This is a genomic window from Nocardioides sp. URHA0020, assembly GCF_000620705.1.
Taxonomy (GTDB): domain Bacteria; phylum Actinomycetota; class Actinomycetes; order Propionibacteriales; family Nocardioidaceae; genus Nocardioides.
On record NZ_KK211168.1, the window covers coordinates 192167 to 210351 of the forward strand.

General features: G+C 71.5%; 22 protein-coding genes. 15 read left to right on the forward strand and 7 right to left on the reverse strand.

The features are described 5' to 3' along the window. Nucleotides 1-2: 2 nt before the first annotated feature. Nucleotides 3-908: a KPN_02809 family neutral zinc metallopeptidase gene (ypfJ, locus tag N542_RS0112595; RefSeq protein ID WP_028644213.1), complete on the reverse strand. Its 906-nt coding sequence runs from the start codon at nucleotides 906-908 to the stop codon at nucleotides 3-5. A gap of 123 nt (nucleotides 909-1031) precedes the next feature. Between ypfJ and N542_RS0112600 the strand changes: the two genes are divergently transcribed. From N542_RS0112600 to N542_RS0112615, 4 genes are read left to right on the forward strand one after another with little or no spacing between them, the layout of a single operon-like run. Continuing rightward, the gene (locus tag N542_RS0112600) at nucleotides 1032-2630 is read left to right on the forward strand and encodes an ABC-F family ATP-binding cassette domain-containing protein (RefSeq protein ID WP_028644214.1); all 1599 of its coding nucleotides are present in this window, start codon (nucleotides 1032-1034) and stop codon (nucleotides 2628-2630) included. A 38-nt stretch (nucleotides 2631-2668) separates the two neighbouring features. Continuing rightward, a complete protein-coding gene (locus N542_RS0112605) occupies nucleotides 2669-3454 on the forward strand; it encodes an enoyl-CoA hydratase/isomerase family protein (RefSeq protein WP_028644215.1) in 786 nt (261 codons plus the stop codon). Nucleotides 3455-3493: 39 nt separating this feature from the next. Continuing rightward, nucleotides 3494-5368 (forward strand): ABC transporter ATP-binding protein, encoded by a 1875-nt coding sequence (locus N542_RS0112610; RefSeq protein WP_036507711.1) that lies wholly within the window; start codon nucleotides 3494-3496, stop codon nucleotides 5366-5368. A gap of 10 nt (nucleotides 5369-5378) precedes the next feature. After that, nucleotides 5379-6134 carry an SDR family oxidoreductase gene (locus N542_RS0112615; protein ID WP_028644217.1) on the forward strand — a complete coding sequence of 252 codons (756 nt, stop codon included), beginning with the start codon at nucleotides 5379-5381 and terminating at the stop codon, nucleotides 6132-6134. On the opposite strand, the gene N542_RS24735 is transcribed toward N542_RS0112615, so the two are convergent. Then, the gene (locus tag N542_RS24735) at nucleotides 6020-6994 is read right to left on the reverse strand and encodes an SURF1 family cytochrome oxidase biogenesis protein (RefSeq protein WP_081795178.1); all 975 of its coding nucleotides are present in this window, start codon (nucleotides 6992-6994) and stop codon (nucleotides 6020-6022) included. The genes N542_RS0112615 and N542_RS24735 overlap by 115 nt on opposite strands. A 67-nt stretch (nucleotides 6995-7061) precedes the next feature. Here N542_RS24735 and moaA point away from each other — a divergent pair, with 67 nt between their 5' ends. Beyond that, the gene (gene moaA, locus N542_RS0112625) at nucleotides 7062-8057 is read left to right on the forward strand and encodes a GTP 3',8-cyclase MoaA (RefSeq protein WP_028644218.1); all 996 of its coding nucleotides are present in this window, start codon (nucleotides 7062-7064) and stop codon (nucleotides 8055-8057) included. 8 nt (nucleotides 8058-8065) lie between these two features. Here moaA and N542_RS0112630 read toward each other — a convergent pair whose 3' ends face one another. Both N542_RS0112630 and N542_RS0112635 read right to left on the reverse strand, forming a co-directional pair. Then, nucleotides 8066-8272, reverse strand: coding sequence for a hypothetical protein (locus tag N542_RS0112630; protein ID WP_028644219.1), 207 nt, complete (start codon nucleotides 8270-8272; stop codon nucleotides 8066-8068). Nucleotides 8273-8398: 126 nt separating this feature from the next. Next, nucleotides 8399-8761, reverse strand: coding sequence for a DUF3099 domain-containing protein (locus N542_RS0112635; RefSeq protein ID WP_051551713.1), 363 nt, complete (start codon nucleotides 8759-8761; stop codon nucleotides 8399-8401). A gap of 52 nt (nucleotides 8762-8813) precedes the next feature. On the opposite strand from N542_RS0112635, the gene N542_RS0112640 reads away from it, so the two are divergent. Genes N542_RS0112640 through N542_RS0112655 form a run of 4 tightly spaced genes read left to right on the forward strand, consistent with a single transcriptional unit; the run spans nucleotide 8814 to nucleotide 11088 of the window. Beyond that, complete coding sequence (locus N542_RS0112640) at nucleotides 8814-9026, forward strand: dodecin (protein ID WP_028644221.1); 213 nt, start codon at nucleotides 8814-8816, stop codon at nucleotides 9024-9026. A 42-nt stretch (nucleotides 9027-9068) separates the two neighbouring features. Further along, complete coding sequence (gene fabG, locus N542_RS0112645; RefSeq protein ID WP_028644222.1) at nucleotides 9069-9794, forward strand: 3-oxoacyl-ACP reductase FabG; 726 nt, start codon at nucleotides 9069-9071, stop codon at nucleotides 9792-9794. A 3-nt stretch (nucleotides 9795-9797) separates the two neighbouring features. Beyond that, complete coding sequence (gene fabI, locus N542_RS0112650) at nucleotides 9798-10580, forward strand: enoyl-ACP reductase FabI (protein WP_028644223.1); 783 nt, start codon at nucleotides 9798-9800, stop codon at nucleotides 10578-10580. A 1-nt stretch (nucleotide 10581) separates the two neighbouring features. After that, nucleotides 10582-11088, forward strand: coding sequence for a SixA phosphatase family protein (locus tag N542_RS0112655; protein WP_028644224.1), 507 nt, complete (start codon nucleotides 10582-10584; stop codon nucleotides 11086-11088). A 224-nt stretch (nucleotides 11089-11312) separates the two neighbouring features. Here N542_RS0112655 and serB read toward each other — a convergent pair whose 3' ends face one another. Beyond that, the gene (gene serB / locus N542_RS0112660) at nucleotides 11313-12539 is read right to left on the reverse strand and encodes a phosphoserine phosphatase SerB (protein ID WP_036507713.1); all 1227 of its coding nucleotides are present in this window, start codon (nucleotides 12537-12539) and stop codon (nucleotides 11313-11315) included. A gap of 78 nt (nucleotides 12540-12617) precedes the next feature. Between serB and N542_RS0112665 the strand changes: the two genes are divergently transcribed. Next, nucleotides 12618-12977 carry a VOC family protein gene (locus N542_RS0112665; protein ID WP_028644226.1) on the forward strand — a complete coding sequence of 120 codons (360 nt, stop codon included), beginning with the start codon at nucleotides 12618-12620 and terminating at the stop codon, nucleotides 12975-12977. Here N542_RS0112665 and N542_RS0112670 read toward each other — a convergent pair. Further along, nucleotides 12974-13708, reverse strand: coding sequence for a hypothetical protein (locus tag N542_RS0112670; protein ID WP_028644227.1), 735 nt, complete (start codon nucleotides 13706-13708; stop codon nucleotides 12974-12976). The genes N542_RS0112665 and N542_RS0112670 overlap by 4 nt on opposite strands. Before the next feature lie 54 nt (nucleotides 13709-13762). Here N542_RS0112670 and N542_RS0112675 point away from each other — a divergent pair, with 54 nt between their 5' ends. The 4 genes from N542_RS0112675 (at nucleotide 13763) to N542_RS0112690 (ending at nucleotide 17007) form a co-directional block, all read left to right on the forward strand. After that, nucleotides 13763-14557, forward strand: coding sequence for an ABC transporter ATP-binding protein (locus N542_RS0112675; protein WP_028644228.1), 795 nt, complete (start codon nucleotides 13763-13765; stop codon nucleotides 14555-14557). Nucleotides 14558-14566: 9 nt separating this feature from the next. Further along, a complete protein-coding gene (locus N542_RS0112680) occupies nucleotides 14567-15028 on the forward strand; it encodes an NfeD family protein (RefSeq protein WP_028644229.1) in 462 nt (153 codons plus the stop codon). A gap of 78 nt (nucleotides 15029-15106) precedes the next feature. Beyond that, nucleotides 15107-16246 (forward strand): SPFH domain-containing protein, encoded by a 1140-nt coding sequence (locus N542_RS0112685; RefSeq protein WP_081795211.1) that lies wholly within the window; start codon nucleotides 15107-15109, stop codon nucleotides 16244-16246. Further along, on the forward strand, nucleotides 16243-17007 hold the full coding sequence (locus N542_RS0112690) for a sulfite exporter TauE/SafE family protein (protein WP_028644231.1): 765 nt from the start codon (nucleotides 16243-16245) through the stop codon (nucleotides 17005-17007). The genes N542_RS0112685 and N542_RS0112690 overlap by 4 nt, the downstream gene beginning before the upstream one ends. Nucleotides 17008-17105: 98 nt before the next feature. Here the strand turns inward: N542_RS0112690 and N542_RS26695 are convergent, their stop codons facing one another. Continuing rightward, nucleotides 17106-17462, reverse strand: coding sequence for a DUF4267 domain-containing protein (locus tag N542_RS26695; protein ID WP_155993042.1), 357 nt, complete (start codon nucleotides 17460-17462; stop codon nucleotides 17106-17108). 53 nt (nucleotides 17463-17515) lie between these two features. On the opposite strand from N542_RS26695, the gene N542_RS0112700 reads away from it, so the two are divergent. Beyond that, nucleotides 17516-18178: a nitroreductase family protein gene (locus tag N542_RS0112700; protein WP_028644232.1), complete on the forward strand. Its 663-nt coding sequence runs from the start codon at nucleotides 17516-17518 to the stop codon at nucleotides 18176-18178. Nucleotides 18179-18185 lie beyond the last annotated feature (7 nt).

Below are 18185 nucleotides of genomic sequence, written 5' to 3' on the forward strand. Positions count from 1 at the left end.
TCTCAGAGTGCCCCGCGCGCGAAGGTGTCGCAGGCCTCCAGGGTGCCGTCGCTGTAGCCCGTGCGGAACCACTGCACCCGCGACTTCGCCGAGCCGTGGGTCCAGGACTCCGGGTCGACGTCACCGCCCGAGGACTGCTGGATGCGGTCGTCGCCGACAGCCGTCGCGGCGTCCACCGCCTGCTGGATGTCCTCGTCGGTCAGGCCCTCGATCAGCGTGTTGCCGTCCGCGTCCTGCGTGGTGCTCGCCGCCTTCGCCCACATGCCCGCGTAGCAGTCGGCCTGGAGCTCGAGGCGTACGGCGTCGCTCTTGGCGCCCTGCTGCGTCTTGACCTTGCCCATGGTGCCGAGCAGGTTCTGGATGTGGTGGCCGTACTCGTGGGCCAGCACGTAGGCCTCGACGAAGCCGCCGTCGGGTCCGCCGAGCTGGCGCTCGAGCACCTCGTCGAAGAAGGTGGTGTCGAGGTAGATCGTCTGGTCCGTGGGGCAGTAGAAGGGGCCGACGGCCGCCGTCGCCGAGCCGCACCCGGTGCTGATGGCGCCGGTGAAGGTCTCGATCTTGCGCTCGGGCTGGAACGCCGTGCCCGACTGGGTGGGAAGCGTGTCGGACCAGTAGTCGCCGAGCGAGTTCTCGATCGCCGTACGCGCGCAGTCGGTGGAGCCGTTGGCGTCGGCGCCGCTGTCGCACTGCGCGTAGCGGCCGGTGTCGGCCGCCTGATCGCCCTCGGAGCCGCCGCCGAGCCAGATGCCCGCCACCACGACGATCGCGACGATGATCAGGGTGCCGATCCCGCCGCCGGCGGCACCGCCGGGGATCGGGATGCCGCCGCCCCCGCCTCGGCCGCCGCTCGACCGTCCGGCGTCGCCCATCCGACTGGTGTCGAGCCGGGCCTTGGGGTTGAACCGCATCGACACTCCTGGGGTGGCTGTTCGCAAGACTGGGTCGTGCTGGGGCACGTGACTGGGTACGTGACTGGGGACACCGTCGCCGATGCCCGGAAGGACCGTACCCACAACTACGCTTGAGTCCTCATGATGACCGCCCACAAGCTCGAAGTCCGCGCCGGAGCCCGACTGCTCATGGAGGACGTCAGCTTCCGGGTGGCGGCCGGGGACAAGGTCGGACTCGTCGGGCGCAACGGTGCGGGCAAGACGACCCTGACCAAGATCCTCGCGGGCGAGGCCCAGCCCGCGGCCGGCACCGTCCAGGCGACCGGTGAGGTCGGCTACCTCCCGCAGGACCCGCGCATCGGTGACCCCGAGGTGCTGGCCCGTGACCGGATCCTCTCCGCGCGCGGGCTCGACGACGTCGTACGCCGGCTGCGCAAGGCGGAGACCGACATGGGCAGCGACGACCCTGCCGTCCGCGACAAGGCGATGCGGCAGTACGAGCGCGCCGACTCCGAGCTGCACGCCGGTGGTGGGTACGCCGCCGAGTCGGAGGCCGCGACGATCGCCAGCAGCCTCGGCATCGAGGAGCGGATCCTCACCCAGCAGCTCAAGACCCTGTCGGGTGGCCAGCGCCGTCGCGTCGAGCTGGCGCGCATCCTCTTCTCCGGCGCCGAGACGCTGCTCCTCGACGAGCCGACCAACCACCTCGACGCCGACTCCATCGTCTGGCTCCGGGAGTTCCTCAAGGCGCACAAGGGTGGGCTGATCGTGATCAGCCACGACAACGCCCTGCTCGAGCAGACCGTCAACAAGGTGCTGCACCTCGACGCCAACCGCGGTGAGATCGACGTCTACAACATGGGCTGGAAGGCCTACCTGACGCAGCGCGAGACCGACGAGAAGCGTCGCAAGCGCGAGCGCTCCAACGCGGAGACGAAGGCCAAGACCCTCACCGACCAGGCGAACAAGATGCGGGCCAAGGCCAGCAAGGCGACCGCTGCGCAGTCGATGCTCAAGCGTGCCGAGAAGATGATGGCGGGTCTCGACGCCGAGCGGCAGAGCGACAAGGTCGCGCGGATCAAGTTCCCCGCGCCGGCACCGTGCGGCAAGACCCCCCTCACCGCCGCGGAGCTCTCGAAGTCCTACGGGTCGCTGGAGGTCTTCATCGACGTCGACCTCGCGATCGACAAGGGCTCGCGGGTCGTCATCCTGGGCCTCAACGGTGCGGGCAAGACCACGATGCTGCGGATCCTGGCGGGCGTCGACCGTCCCGACACCGGCGAGGTCGTCCCCGGTCACGGGCTCAAGATCGGCTACTACGCCCAGGAGCACGAGACCCTCGACGTCAACCGCACGGTGCTCGAGAACATGCAGAGCGCCGCTCCGCAGCTCACCGACACCGAGGCCCGCTCGGTGCTCGGCTCCTTCCTCTTCTCGGGCGAGGACGCGCACAAGCCGGCCAAGGTGCTCTCGGGCGGCGAGAAGACCCGGCTCGCGCTGGCCTCGCTCGTGGTCTCGAGCGCCAACGTGCTGCTGCTCGACGAGCCCACCAACAACCTCGACCCCGCCTCCCGCGAGGAGGTGCTGGCCGCCATCCGCACCTACGAGGGCGCGATCATCCTGGTCACGCACGACGAGGGCGCCGTACGCGCGCTCGAGCCGGACCGGGTGCTGCTGCTGCCCGACGGCGACGAGGACCTCTGGAACGACGACTACGCGGACCTGGTGTCGCTGGCCTGACGTCGTCGGTGTCCACGCTCCCGTCTAGGGTCGGCGCCATGGACCCGAAGACGCTCGAGGACGCCGGCCTGCTGTACGACGTGGCGGGGCCGGTCGCGACGATCACGCTGAACCGTCCGCAGGTGCGCAACGCCCAGACGCCCACGATGTGGCACGCCCTGGCGGCGATCGGGGAGGAGCTGCCCGACGACGTGCGGGTGGTGGTCGTGAAGGGCTCCGGGGCGGCGTTCTCGGCCGGGCTCGACCGCAGCATGCTGGACCCCAGCACCGCCGGTGAGGGCTCGGTCGTGGCGCTGATGACGCAGTCCGACGAGGAGGTGTCGTCCGCGATCGACGGCTTCCAGCAGGGCTTCACGTTCCTGCGCGACCCGCGCTTCGTCTCGATCGCCGCGGTGCACGGCTACGCCATCGGCGCCGGCTTCCAGCTCGCGCTCTCGTGCGACCTGCGGGTGGTCGCGGACGACGCTCAGTTCTGCATGAAGGAGTCGGCCCTGGGGCTGGTCCCCGACCTGACCGGAACAAAGCCGCTCGTCGAGAGCGTTGGCTATGCCAGGGCGCTGGAGATCTGTGCCACGGCGCGGATGGTGGGCGCGCACGAGTCCGTGGACATCGGGCTCGCGCTGGCCGCCGTACCGGTCGAGGAGCTGGAGGCGACCGTGGCCGATCTCGTGGCCGCCCTGACCGCTCCGCTGGCCGGCGCGGTGAGTGAGACCAAGGCGCTGCTCCAGGGTGCTGCCGACCGCAGCCTCGACGAGCAGCGTCGCCTGGAGCGCGAGGCGCAGACCCGGCGCTTCCGGGAGCTGGTCTCGCTGATGGGCCGGTAGACGACGACGATGACCAGGTAGGGAGCAGACGTGTCCGGGATGCAGGGATCGGGAGCCGCGTGGCGGCACCTGCGGTCGGACCGCAGCCTCGTCCACAACAAGATCGAGCGCGGCACCGTGCGCCGGGTCTTCGGCTTCGCCCGCCCGCACCGGCGGCTGATCACCGTCTTCCTCATGCTGACCGTCGTCGACAGCTGCCTGGTCGTCGTCTCGCCGCTGCTGGCGAAGCACATCATCGACGACGGCATCGTCGGTGGCGACGCCGGGCTGGTGACGGTGCTGGCGCTCGCGATGGCGGCCGTGGCCCTCTTCAGCGCCGTGCTGTCCGTCGGCGAGGGGTGGCTCTCCTCCCGCATCGGCGAGGGCCTGATCTACGACCTCCGCACCCAGGTCTTCGGGCACGTCCAGCGGCAGTCGCTCGCCTTCTTCACCCGCACCCAGACCGGCGCCCTGGTCTCCCGGCTCAACAACGACGTCATCGGCGCCCAGCGCGCCTTCACCTCGACGTTGTCGAGCACCGTCGCCAGCACCATCTCGGTGGTCGTGGTCGGGATCGCGATGCTCGCCCTGAGCTGGGAGGTGACGCTGCTCTGCCTGGCGATCTTCCCGTTGATGCTGCTGGTGTCGCGGTGGGTCAGCAACCGGCTGGCCGGGCTGACCCGGCAGCAGATGGACGGCAACGCCGACATGGGCAACGCCATGACCGAGCGCTTCAACGTGGGCGGCGCGATGCTGCTCAAGCTCTTCGGCCGTCGTGGTGAGGAGGACGCGCTCTTCGCCCGCAAGGCCGCGACCGTGCGCGACCTCGGCATCCGGATCTCGCTGCTGACCCGGATCTTCGCCGCCTCGATGATGGCCGTGCCCGCGCTCGCGACCGCCCTCGTGTACGGCGTCGGCGGGCACCTCGCCGTCGACCAGACGCTGACCGTCGGCACCCTGATCGCCCTGGCGACCCTGCTGCTGCGGCTGCTCGGTCCGCTGCAGAGCCTCTCCAACGTGCGCATCGACGTGATGACGGCGCTGGTCAGCTTCGAGCGCGTCTTCGAGGTGCTCGACCTGCCGTCGCTGATCGAGGAGCAGCCGGACGCCGTCGACCTGCCCCGGTCGGCGGCTCGTCTGGAGTTCGACCACGTCGGCTTCGGCTACCCCCGCGCCGACGAGATCTCCCTGGCCTCGCTGGAGACCGTCGCCCGCAAGGAGTCCCGCGAGGGCGGCCCGGTGCTCAACGACATCGACTTCGTCGCCGAGCCGGGGCAGATGATCGCGCTGGTCGGTCCCTCCGGCGCCGGCAAGACCACGATCACCCACCTGGTGGCGCGCCTCTACGACGCCAACACCGGTGTGGTCCGCGTCGGTGGCCACGACGTCCGCGACGTGAGCCTGCAGTCGCTGGAGGACGTGGTCGGCTACGTCACCCAGGACGCGCACATGTTCCACGACACGATCCGGGCCAACCTCCTCTACGCCCGTCCCGGCGCCAGCGACGTGGAGGTGTGGGCGGCCCTCGAGGCGGCGCAGATCGCCGGCCTGGTGCGGGCGCTGCCCGACGGTCTCGACACGGTCGTCGGTGACCGTGGCTACCGGCTCTCCGGAGGCGAGCGGCAGCGGCTCGCGATCGCCCGGCTCCTGCTGAAGGCGCCGGCGATCGTCGTACTCGACGAGGCGACCGCCCACCTCGACAGCGAGTCCGAGGTCGCCGTACAACGGGCCCTGGACGCTGCGCTCGACGGGCGGACGTCGCTGGTCATCGCCCACCGGCTCTCCACCGTCCGCAACGCCGACCAGATCCTCGTCGTCGAGTCGGGCCGCATCGTGCAGCGCGGCACGCACGCCTCGCTGCTCGCGGACGGCGGGCTGTACGCCGACCTCTACCGCACCCAGTTCGTCGACGACCTCCCGCCGACGCCCGTCTAACGTTGCGGCCATGGATCTCCAGCTGACGGACCGCGCCTTCATCGTCACCGGGGGAGCCCGCGGTCTCGGCCGGGCCACCGCCGACGTGCTGGTGGCGGAGGGCGCCCGCGTGGTCGTCTCGGGACGCAGCGCGGAGACGCTGGCCGCGGTGCGGGAGGAGCTCGGCGAGGCGGTCGAGGTCGTCGTCGCTGACAACGCCGACCCGACCACGCCCGAGCGGCTGGTCCGCGCGGCGCTCGACCGCTGGGGCCGCCTCGACGGCGCCCTCGTCAGCGTCGGTGGGCCACCGAGGGGACCGGTCACCACGATCACCGACGATCAGTGGACGGCCGCCTTCGAGTCCGTCTTCCTCGGCGCGGTGCGCCTCGGCCGGGAGCTCGGCGCAGCGCTCCCGCGCGGCGGGTCGCTCGCCTTCGTGCTCTCCTCGAGCGTCCGCGCCCCGCTCGCCGACATGGCGATCTCCAACGGGCTGCGGCCCGGGCTCGCGATGGTCGCCAAGACGCTCGCCGACGAGCTGGGCCCGGCCGGCGTCCGGGTCAACGGGCTGCTGCCCGGCCGGGTCGAGACCGAGCGCGTCGCCGAGCTGGACGCCGCCACCGGCGACCCCGAGGCCGCCCGGGCGGCCGGGGTGGCCTCGATCCCGCTGCGCCGCTACGGCGAGCCGGCGGAGTTCGGCCGGGTCGCGGCCTTCGTGCTCTCGCCGGCGGCGTCGTTCGTGTCCGGCGTGATGCTGCCGGTCGACGGCGGCATGCTGCGGGCCCTGTGAGCGTCCCGGGCGGCGCGCTCGTCGGCGTACGCCTTCTGGTAGGCAGCCTTCACCGCCTGCTTGCGCGAGTTCTTGGCGGCACGCTTGGCCCGGCGCTCGGTGAGCGCCCCCTCGCGCGCTGAGGGCTCGTCGCGGCGCTGCGAGCGCCACTCGTCCCAGGCCAGGTAGCCGAAGCCGAAGAGGGCGAGCAGGCCGAAGAACCACCACTGCAGGCCGTAGAAGAAGTGCGGGCCGTTGTTGAGCTCCGGCAGCTCGACCGGGAGCAGGGTGGCGGCGGGCCGGCCGTCCTCGGTGTCGAGCTCGATGAAGCCGCCGTACACCTCCTGCCCGATCGCCTCGCCGATCTGCACGCTGGAGATCGAGCGAGTCGAGTGGTCGGAGACGACGGTGCTGTCGCCGTCGGCGTCGGCGCGGACCCAGCCGTCGACGGTGACCTCCCCGGTGGGCGGTGCCGGGACGTCCGCGGGACTGGCGCCCTCGTTGTCGGCCGCCATCCAGCCGCGGTCGACCAGCAGGGTGGAGCCGTCCGCGGTGACGAGGGGGACGACGACGTCGATGCCTGACGCGCCGTCGCGGGTGCGGTAGCGCACGATGACGGTCTCGTCGGGGTCGTAGGTGCCGGTCGCCGTGACCTGGCGCCACTCGTCGTCCTCGTCGACCACGCGACCGGGGGCCAGGACGTCGGCGACCGGGGTCGGCGCCCGGTCCTCGTTGGCCCGGACGATCGCGTTGCTCGCCTTACGGTCGTCGAGGCGGTGGAACTGCCACTGGCCCAGCCACCAGGCGGCGTAGCACAGCAGCACGACGACGACTGCGAAGAGCAGCCACCGCCGACTGATGAGGAACCCCCAGGACCGCACGAGGTCGAGGCTAGTCCGCGCCGGAGCGGCGTACGGCGTCGGGCTCTTGCCACGTCCATAGACTGTGGTGGTGACGACACAGCGCCTCTCGGATCGCTTCGGTCGGGTAGCAACGGACCTGAGGGTCTCGCTGACCGATCGATGCAACCTGCGATGCAGCTACTGCATGCCGGCGGAGGGCCTGGACTGGCTCCCGGACGACTCGGTGCTCAACGACGACGAGGTGGTCCGGCTGGTCCGGATCGGCGTCGAGCAGCTCGGGATCCGCGAGGTCCGGTTCACCGGTGGCGAGCCGCTCGTACGCCGTGGCCTGGTCGACATCGTGCGCCGCACCCACGACCTCGGGGTGGAGACGTCGTTGACGACCAACGCGCTCGGCCTCGCGCGGATGGCGGAGGCGCTCGCGGCCGCGGGCCTCGACCGGGTCAACGTGAGCCTCGACAGCGTGCGGGCCGAGACCTTCCACCAGATCACCCGCCGCGACCGGCTCAAGGACGTCGTGGCCGGGCTCGAGGCCGCTCAGGCGGCCGGCCTGGGCCCGGTGAAGATCAACGCCGTGCTGATGCGTGGCGTCAACGACGACCAGGCGCCCGAGCTGCTCCGCTGGTCTCTCGAGCGGCGCTACGAGCTTCGGTTCATCGAGCAGATGCCGCTCGACGCCCAGCACGGCTGGTCGCGCGAGGGCATGGTCACCGCCGACGAGATCCTGATGGCCCTGGAGGCGGAGTTCGTCCTCCAGCCGGCCCAGGAGCCCCGGGGGAGTGCGCCGGCCGAGCTCTTCCAGGTCGGCGACGGGCCCGGCACCGTGGGCGTGATCGCCTCGGTCACGCGCCCCTTCTGCGGCGACTGCGACCGGGTCCGGCTGACCGCGGACGGTCAGATCCGCAACTGTCTCTTCGCGCGCGAGGAGTCCGACCTGCGGGCCGCCCTCCGGGCCGGCGCGGCCGACGAGGACATCGCCGAGCGCTGGGTGGTCGCGATGCGCGGCAAGCGCGCCGGCCACGGCATCGACGACCCGAGCTTCCTCCAGCCCGATCGGCCGATGTCGGCGATCGGCGGCTAGCGCCGGCCTCAGCCGACGTGCGGGACGACGTCCTTGAGGAACTGACGCGCTCCGAGGAAGTCGGAGAGCGACTGCCGGTGCTCGTCGCAGGCCAGCCAGATCTTGCGGCGCTCCGGGGTGTGCAGCTTGGGGTTGTTCCAGAGCAGCTCCCAGGTCGCGGAGTTCTGGCAGCCCTTGCCCGAGCAGACGTCCGGCGCATCGTCGCTGCTGGTCACGGCGCACTCCTCCTGAAAAAGTGAAAGTGGTGCCAGACAGCCACGGGGGAAGCCGTCCGGCACCACGCGAACCAGGACGGGGGAGACCCGGCTCGCGCCTGGATTGTGTCACCCAGAAGGGTGAAGTCAAGGATGACGGGCGTCCCCGCCGGGTGTGTCGCGACCGGACGGCAGCTCGCGCACGTAGCGACCGTCCGGGAGGTCGAATCCGTCCCGCCTGGTCATGGTGGCGTTGGCCATCACGACGGCGACGTACGGGAGGACCAGGGCACCGGCGATGAGGATCGGCCAGAGCCATCCGACGTGCGCCAGGGCGGCGATGATGGCCCCGACGAAGCACAGCGAACGCAGGGTCATGGAGATGAGGTAGCGCTTCTGCCGGACCGCGATGTCGTCCTTGCGGTTGGACGCGGCCGTCGTGATCCGGACCGCCTCGTCACGGCTGCGACTGGTGGGCCGAGTTGCTGGTCGATGCAGGTCCCGCGCCATGTCTCCATCGTACGTCGGTAGGGTCTGAGCATCGTCCGCATCGGAGGCCACCATGACCAACCGCACCTACCGCGTCACCGAGATCGTCGGCACCTCGCCCGACGGCATCGACGCGGCCATCCGCAACGCCGTCGACCGCGCCGGGAAGACGCTGCGCCACCTCGACTGGTTCGAGATGACCCAGGTCCGCGGCCAGATCAAGGACGGCCAGGTCGAGCACTTCCAGGTCGGGCTGAAGGTCGGCTTCCGGCTCGAGGACGACTGAACCGATTCCCCCTTACCACTCGGTAGTCGCTAGCGTCGCCACGTGAGTGAACCTGAGGAGACGACAGCCCGGTCCGTGCTGGTCACGGGCGGCAACCGGGGCATCGGCCGCGCGATCGCGGAGGCGTTCCTGGCGAACGGCGACAAGGTCGCGGTGACGACCCGCAGCGGCGGTGCGCCCGAGGGTGCGCTGGACGTACGGTGCGACATCACCGACGCGGCCCAGGTCGACGCGGCGTTCGCGCAGATCGAGGAGGCGCACGGCGCGGTCGAGGTGCTCGTCGCCAACGCCGGCATCACCGCCGACACCCTCCTGCTGCGGATGTCGGACGACGACTGGTCGTCGGTGATCGACACCAACCTGACCGGCTCCTTCCGGCTGGCCAGGCGAGCCTCGAAGGGGATGCTGCGGCTGCGGCGCGGCCGGATCGTCTTCATCTCCTCCGTGGTGGGTCTGCTGGGCTCGGCCGGCCAGGTCAACTACGCCGCGTCGAAGTCGGGCCTGGTCGGCATGGCCAGATCGATCGCGCGCGAGCTCGGCTCCCGCTCCATCACGGCCAACGTCGTCGCACCGGGCTTCATCGAGACCGACATGACCGGGGTGCTCACCGACGAGCAGAAGGCCGCCATCAAGGCGCAGGTACCGCTGAGCCGCTTCGGCTCGGTGGATGACATCGCAGAGACCGTGCTGTGGCTGACCGGCCCCGGCGCGGCGTACGTCACCGGGGCTGTCATCCCGGTCGACGGTGGACTCGGAATGGGGCACTGACCTATGACAAGCACTGGTGGGATCCTCGCAGGCAAGCGCATCCTCGTCGCGGGCGTGACGATGGACAGCTCGATCGGCTTCGCGACCGCGAAGGTGGCGCAGGAGCAGGGCGCGACCGTCCTCATCTCGAACTTCGGCCGCGCGCTCGGCATCACCCGGCGGATCGCGAAGCGGCTGCCGGTCGAGCCGCCCGTGCTGGAGCTGGACGTCACCGACGACGAGCACCTCGCGGGGCTCGAGGCGCAGGTGCGCGAGCACGTCGACGGCCTCGACGGGGTCGTCCACTCGATCGCGTACGGCAACCCGGAGACCCTGCTCGGCGGCAAGTTCCTGACCGGCCCGTGGCCCGACGTGGCGCAGGCGGTGCAGGTCTCGGCGTACTCGCTGAAGTCGCTCGCCGAGGCCGCCCGTCCGCTGATGGGACCCGGTGGCTCGATCGTCGGACTGACCTTCGACGCGACGGTCGCGTGGCCGGCGTACGACTGGATGGGGGTGGCGAAGGCCGCGCTCGAGTCCACGTCGCGCTACCTCGCGCGAGACCTGGGCCCGCACGGCATCCGCTCCAACCTCGTCTCGGCCGGGCCGTTGAAGACGCTGGCGGCCAAGGCGATCCCCGGGTTCGAGGACCTCGAGTCGATGTGGAGCGACCGGGCGCCGCTCGGCTGGGACAACACCGACCACGCGCCGACCGCGCGCGCGGTGTGTGCGCTGCTGTCGGACTTCTTCCCCGCCACGACCGGCGAGATCATCCACGTGGACGGCGGCCTGCACGCGATGGGTGCGTGAGGTGCCTCGTCGCCTGGTGGTGATGCGGCACGCGAAGGCCGAGCAGGACGGCCCGACCGACGTCGAGCGCCCGCTGGCCGAGCGTGGACGGCGAGACGCCCGGGCGGCGGGAGCATGGCTCGCGTCGCAGGGCTTCTCGCCCGACCACGCCCTGGTGTCGGCAGCACTGCGGACCCGGGAGACCTGGGAGGCCGTGGCGTCGGGGGCGGGCTGGAAGCTCGAGCCCGACCTCGACCGGGGGCTGTACGCCGCCGGCCCCGAGAGCGCGCTCGACTTGGTGCGGCTCGCGCCCTCGGAGGCCGAGAGCCTCATCGTGATCGGTCACAACCCGACCGTGGCCGTGCTGGCGCAGGTCCTGGACGACGGCTCCGGGGACCCTGCTGTGGCCGGTGAGATGATCGGCGGCTTCCCGACGGCGTCCGTCGCGGTGCTCACCTACGACGGCTCCTGGGCCGACCTCGGCGAGGGGACCGCCCGCCTCGACGCCTTCCACGTCGGCCGCGCCTGAGGCCCGGCGTACTTCTCAGGCATACCTGTCACCTCTCGGGCGTTGCATCGGCCGAGAAGTGACGGTTTCACCGGTGCACCGGTGAAACCGACCGCGACGCTCAGACCACCTCGGCCGCGGCTGAGGCCCGGCGTACCTCTCAGGCGTTCCTGTCACTTCTCGGGCGTTGCATCGGCCGAGAAGTGACAGTTTCACCGGTGCACCGGTGAAACCGACCGCAACGCTCAGACCGGCGGAGCCGGCGTCACGATCCCGGCCTCGGCGTCCGCGGCCACGATCTCCTCGCGGGAGATGCCGAGCAGGTACATGATCGTGTCGAGGTAGGGCACGTTGACCGAGGTGTCGGCGGCGTCGCGCACCACGGGCTTGGCGTTGTAGGCGATGCCGAGCCCGGCGGCGTTGAGCATGTCGAGGTCGTTGGCGCCGTCACCGATCGCGATCGTGGCGGCCTCCGGTACGCCGATCTCGGCGGCGAACTCGCGCAGCGCAGCCGCCTTGCCCGCACGGTCGACGACCGGCCCGACGATGCGGCCGGTGAGGACCCCGTCGACGATCTCCAGCTCGTTGGCGCGGGAGAAGTGGATCCCGAGGTCGACGGCCAGCCGGTCGACCAGCTGGCTGAAGCCGCCGGAGACCAGCGCGAACCGGTAGCCAAGCCGACGCAGCGTCCGCACGAGCGTGCGCGCGCCGGGGGCGAGCACGATGGCGTCGTACACCTCCTCGAGCGCGCTGGCCGGCACCCCGGCGAGCAGGGCCACCCGCGAGCGCAGGGACTGCTCGAAGTCGAGCTCGCCGCTCATCGCCGCGGCCGTGACCGCCGCGACCTCGGTCTCGAAGCCGGCGTGGGCGGCGAGCATCTCGATGACCTCGCCCTGGATCAGCGTGGAGTCGACGTCCATGACGATCAGCCGGGTGCCGCGCCGCAGCAGGTTGGCGGGCTGGACGGCGATGTCGATGCCCTGGGTCACGGCCTCGGCGGCGAGCACCGTGCGCAGTGCGAGGGTGTCGGCGCCCGAGACGTGCAGGTCGATCGCGGTGACGGGGTAGCGCGCCATCCGCTCGATCCGGTCGATGTTGGCCCCCGCGTCGGCGATTCGGCCGGCGACGGCGGCCATGGCCGAGGCCCGCAGCGGCATGCCGATGACCGTGACGTGCGACCGACCGTCGCGGCGGGCCGTGTTGTCGCCGGTCCCGCGGTCGATGTCGACGACCATGCCCAGCGACGCGCCGGTCTCCTCGACCGCGGCGCGCACCCTCTTCGCGTTGTGGGGTGCCGTCACGAGGACGCCGAGGATCAGCCGCCCGCGCAGCACGATCTGCTCGATGTCGAGGACCTCGACGCCGGCGCCCGACAGCGCCGTGAACAGCGAGGACGTCACGCCCGGGCGGTCCTTGCCCGACAGCGTGATGAGGAGGGTCTCCGGCTTCTCGCCTGGCAGTGCGTCAGTCATCTCAGTCGGCAACGCTATCGCTGTCGGCCGGGCCGTCGGTGCGCGCGTCCATGCTCGCCGCGTCGTACCGTCGGGGTCATGACCAACATCCATCACACGATCGACTACGTCGAGCTCGGCGTCGGCGGCACCCTGGCCGAGACCCGCGCCTTCTACGAGCAGGCGTTCGGGTGGGCCTTCAACGACTACGGACCGGCGTACGCCGCGATCCGGTGGTCCACCGGTGACGGAGAGGTCGGCGGACTCAACGCCGCGCGCGAGGGGGGCCGTGGCGGACCGCTCGTGCTGCTCTACTCCGACGACCTGGACGCGACCGTCGCCGCCGTGCAGGCGGCGGGGGGAGCGGTCGTCGAGGCGCCGTACGAGTTCCCCGGCGGGCGCCGCTTCCACTTCACCGACCCGGCCGGCAACGAGCTCGGCGTGTGGGCGGCGCGCTAGTCCGGCGGCCAGACCTCGGGCGAGCACGCGGCGACCAGCGCGCGCCGGCCGGCCCGGGCCAGTGGTCGCAGGGCGGCCTCGCGGGCCAGGATCTCGGAGGCACTCACGGCGCCGCCGTCGTCCTCGAGCGCGAGCTCGACGATGCCCATCGCCTGCAGGCCACGACCGGCCAGGTCGACGCAGCGCTCGGGCACGCCGGCCGGCGCGAGGATCCCCGCCCGGTGCCGGAGGTTCAGCAGCTCGTCGGCCACGTCCGGGCGCCAGCGCGCGACGTCCAGCCGAGCGAGCGAGTTCGCGCTCTCGACCAGGGCGCTGCGGAGCTGGCGGTCGGCCTCGCCGACGTCGGGCAGCTGGCGCCGGGAGGCGGCGTACGTCGTCCAGGTCACCGCCGCGCCGGTCCGGTGCGGCACCAGTCCCAGCCCGGCCTCGGCCGCGACGACCGCCTCACCGGCCTCGAGCGCGTCGGCGTTGAAGGCGGCCGGACCGCCCAGCCCCACTGGATCGCCCTCCGTGGGGAACGCCGCACCGAGTCCCGACACGCCCGCCGCGCGCAGTCGGCCGAGGGCGACGACCAGGGTCTCGGTGCGATCCGTCCCGGGCAGTCCGGCGACGGCGTGCGTCGCGTCGTCGGCGAGGACGGCGTCCACGACCAGGTCGGTGACGACATGGCCGCGCAGCCACGCCGTACCCCACCAGGCGAGTCTCAGGGAGGGCGGAAGTGCAGAGGTCACGGCGGGTGACGATACGCGTCGGCCGGCCACGGACCAGTCGATAGGGTGTGCGCCATGACCGCTGTCCTGGACTTCGCTGACGTCACCATCCGTCGGGGCCAGGCCACCTTGCTCGACCAGGTCTCGTGGCGCGTGGAGGACGACGAGCGGTGGGTGGTCCTCGGCCCCAACGGTGCCGGGAAGACCACCCTGCTCCAGGTCGCCAGCGCCCAGATCCACCCGACGTCGGGCGTTGCCGGCATCCTCGACGAGGTCCTCGGCACGGTCGACGTCTTCGAGCTGCGCCCGCGGATCGGCATCACCAGCGCCGCCCTGGCCGAGCGGATCCCGCGCTCCGAGCGCGTCCACGACGTCGTCGTGTCGGCGTCGTACGGCGTCGTGGGCCGCTGGCGCGAGTCGTACGACGACCTCGACCACCGCCGCGCCACCGACCTGCTGACCGAGGTCGGGGCCTTCCACCTGGTCGACCGCACCTTCGGCACGCTCAGCGAGGGCGAGCGCAAGCGGATCCAGATCGCCCGCGCGCTGATGGCCGACCCCGAGCTGCTGCTGCTCGACGAGCCGGCCGCCGGCCTCGACCTCGGCGGTCGCGAGGACCTGGTCTCCACGCTCTCGGTGCTCGCGGCCGACCCGGACTCACCGGCGACGGTGATGGTGTCGCACCACGTCGAGGAGATCCCGCCCGGCTTCACCCATGCGCTGCTGCTGCGACGAGGTCAGGTGGTCTCAGCCGGCCCGATCGGCGAGGTGGTCACCGCCTCGAACCTGTCGTCGACCTTCGGCATGCCGCTGGTCCTCACCTACCAGGACGGGCGCTGGAGCGCTCGGCGGCGCACGCGGCAGCGCTAGGCTTTCAGCATGGACTGGCTGGGGGAGCACGCGTGGGCCATCTGGCTCGGCATCGCCGCGTTCCTCGGCATCGCCGAGCTGGTCAGCCTGGACCTCGTGCTGATCATGCTCGCCGTCGGCGCGGGCGCCGGCGCCGTGACGGCGGCGGTGGGTGGCGGGGTCGGGCTGCAGGTCATCGTCGCCCTCGTGACCTCGGTCGCCATGCTCGCCCTGGTGCGGCCGTCGCTGGTCGCCCGGCTCCACCAGGGCCCCGACCTCGTGCTCGGCACCAAGAAGCTCCTCGGCCAGCGCGCGACCGTCACCCAGCGGATCACCGGCCTCAGCGTCGGGCAGATCAAGCTCGCGGGCGAGACCTGGACCGCGTCGCCGTACGACGAGAACGACACCATCGAGCCCGGCACCACGGTCGAGGTCTTCGAGATCCGCGGCGCCACGGCGTACGTCCACCCCGTCCCCGAGCTCGACAGCTAGTCCGACCTACCGAAGGAGCCTGTCTTGCCCCTCGCGATCCTGATCCTGCTGGCCCTGCTGCTGCTGTTCGTGGTGGTGATGCTCGCCAAGACGGTGCGCATCGTCCCGCAGGCACGGGCGGGCGTCGTCGAACGCTTCGGCAAGTACCTCAAGACGCTGCCGGCCGGCCTCAACATCGTGGTGCCCTTCATCGACAAGGTGCGCTACGTGATCGACCTGCGTGAGCAGGTCGTCAGCTTCCCGCCGCAGCCGGTGATCACCGAGGACAACCTCGTGGTCTCGATCGACACCGTGATCTGGTTCCAGGTCACCGACCCGATCGCGGCGACGTACGAGATCGCCAACTACATCCAGGCCGTCGAGCAGCTGACCATGACGACGCTGCGCAACATCGTCGGCGGCATGGACCTCGAGCAGACGCTGACGAGCCGCGAGGAGATCAACACCGGCCTGCGGGGCGTGCTCGACGAGGCGACCGGCAAGTGGGGCATCCGCGTCAATCGCGTCGAGATCAAGGGCATCGACCCGCCGCCGTCGATCAAGGACGCGATGGAGAAGCAGATGCGCGCCGACCGCGACAAGCGGGCCTCGATCCTCACCGCCGAGGGCCAGCGGCAGTCCGCGATCCTCACGGCCGAGGGCAACAAGCAGTCTGCGATCCTGAACGCCGAGGGCAACCGCGAGTCCCAGATCCTCTACGCCCAGGGCGAGCGGGAGTCCGCGATCCTGCGGGCCCAGGGTGAGGGGCAGGCCATCCAGACCGTCTTCCAGGCGATCCACGACGGCAACCCGGACCAGTCGCTGCTGGCCTACCAGTACCTGCAGATGATGCCGAAGATCGCCGAGGGCAGCGCCAACAAGCTGTGGATCGTGCCGAGCGAGATCGGCAAGGCGCTCGAGGGGCTGGGGTCCACCATGACCGACCTGGCGGGCATCCCGCAGCAGTCGTCGGGCTCCAAGACCCGGGTCGACATGGGCAGCACCGAGCGCGCCGCGATCGGCGGCAGCGGGGCGCTCGGGGACTCCGAGCTCCGGAAGGCCAACGCGGCCGTGGAGGCGGCGATCGCGGAGGCGGCCCAGGCGGCCAACCCGCGCGCTGCCGCGGAGACCGGGGTGGCCACGCAGACCGGGGCGGCCGCGCAGCCCGCGGAGACCGACCCGTCGGTCGACCCCGGTGAGGTGCCCCCGGCGCCGCCGGCGGAGCCGCCTGCTTCGTGAGCCTCCTCGAGATCGCCGCGATCCTGCTCGCCGGGATCGCGGCGGGGACCATCAACACCGTGGTCGGCTCCGGCACCCTGATCACCTTCCCCACGTTGCTCGCGTTCGGGATCCCGCCGGTCACCGCCAACGTCTCCAACACGATCGGGCTGGTGCCCGGGTCGGTGTCCGGGGCGATCGGCTACCGGCGCGAGCTGGCCGGGCAGCGCTCCCGGGTACTGCGCCTCAGCGTCGCCTCGCTGATCGGCGGCGTGACGGGCGCCGTGCTGCTGCTGGTGCTGCCGGCGGACGCGTTCACGACGATCGTGCCGGTGCTGATCGTGCTCGGCCTGGTGCTGGTCGTGCTGCAGCCCCGCATCTCGGCCTGGGTCGCGCGCCGGCACGAGGCGACCGGTGGGATGCCGCACCACGGCACCTGGTGGGTGTGGCCGGGCGTGCTCGTCACGGGCGTGTACGGCGGCTACTTCGGCGCGGCGCAGGGCGTGCTGCTGATGGCGGTGCTCGGCACCGGCGTCGACGAGGCGCTGCAACGGCTCAACGGCATCAAGAACGTGCTGGCCGCGATCGTCAACGCCGTCGCCGGCCTGATCTTCGCCGTCGTGGCCGACGTCGACTGGTGGGTGGTGCTGATCATCGGCATCGGGTCGGTGATCGGTGGGCAGATCGGCGCGACCGTCGGGCGTCGACTGCCGCCGGTCGGCCTGCGGATCGCGATCGTCGTGGTGGGCACGGTCGCGCTCGGTGTCTTCCTCTTCACCTGAGCCCGGTCGACGTTTGGTCACCAACCGCAGAATTCTGCCCCTCGGACCTGCGGTTGGTGACCAAACCGCAGTCCTCGACGGCCCGCGGCCGCGAGTCGTCAGCGCTTGAGCAGCCCCACGAACCCCGAGGCCACGGCGCCGACCGCAGGCCCGATCAGCGTCATCGCCGTCTTGCGGGAGATCGAGCCGTCCTGCATCGCCAGGTAGCCGGTGCCGGCATCGGCGGCGTCGACCAGGATCCCGAGGCCGATCATCGCGCGCTGGGTCTTGCCGCCGGCGACCAGCGTCGCCACGCCGAGCGCGATCTCCCGGGACCCGAAGAGCCTCGTCACGTAGGGGACCTGCGGGTTCGACACCGCGTCGAGCTGGAAGAGCTTCGCCGCGAGCACCGGGTTGGCCAGCGCGGTGGTGCCGACGGCGATCCGGCCGAGAGAGAGTCCGATCACTGGGTTCATGGCGAGCACCGTAGCGGTCGCGCCGGCCACCGCGCGCGTGACAGGCTCGCCCCATGGACCTGTACGACGTGATGCGCACGACCCCGGCCGTCCGGGAGTTCACCGCCGACCCGCTGCCCGACGAGATCCTGCACCGGATCCTCGACCACGCGCGGTTCGCCCCGAGCGGTGGCAACCGCCAGGGCGTCCGGATCATCGTGGTGCGCGACCAGCGGACCCGGGAGCGTCTGGCCGAGCTCAACAAGCCCGCCGTGCGCCGCTACGTCGCCCAGATCAAGGCCGGCCAGAGCCCGTGGAACAGCCTCGAGCCACCCATCCCGACGCCGGACGAGATCGAGGCGACCGACGTGCCCGAGTCGTTCACCAAGCCCGTTCTCACCGCCGGCGCGGTCCTGGTCGTCTGCGTGGACCTCGGCGTCGTCGCCTCGACCGACCAGCTGCTCGACCGGGTCGGGGTCATCAGCGGCGCCTCTGTCTACCCGATGGTCTGGAACGTCCTGCTCGCCGCGCGCAACGAGGGCTTCGGCGGCACCATCACCACCATGGCCGCGGCCGAGGAGCCCGCCGTACGCGCCCTGCTCGGCATCCCGGACGAGTACGCCGTCGCGGCGGTGCTGCCGATCGGCAAGCCGGTCAAGCAGCTCACCAGGCTCCGGCGCAATGAGGTCGAGGAGTTCGTCACCCGCGAGACGTTCGACGGCGCACCGTTCGCCTGACGGAGCG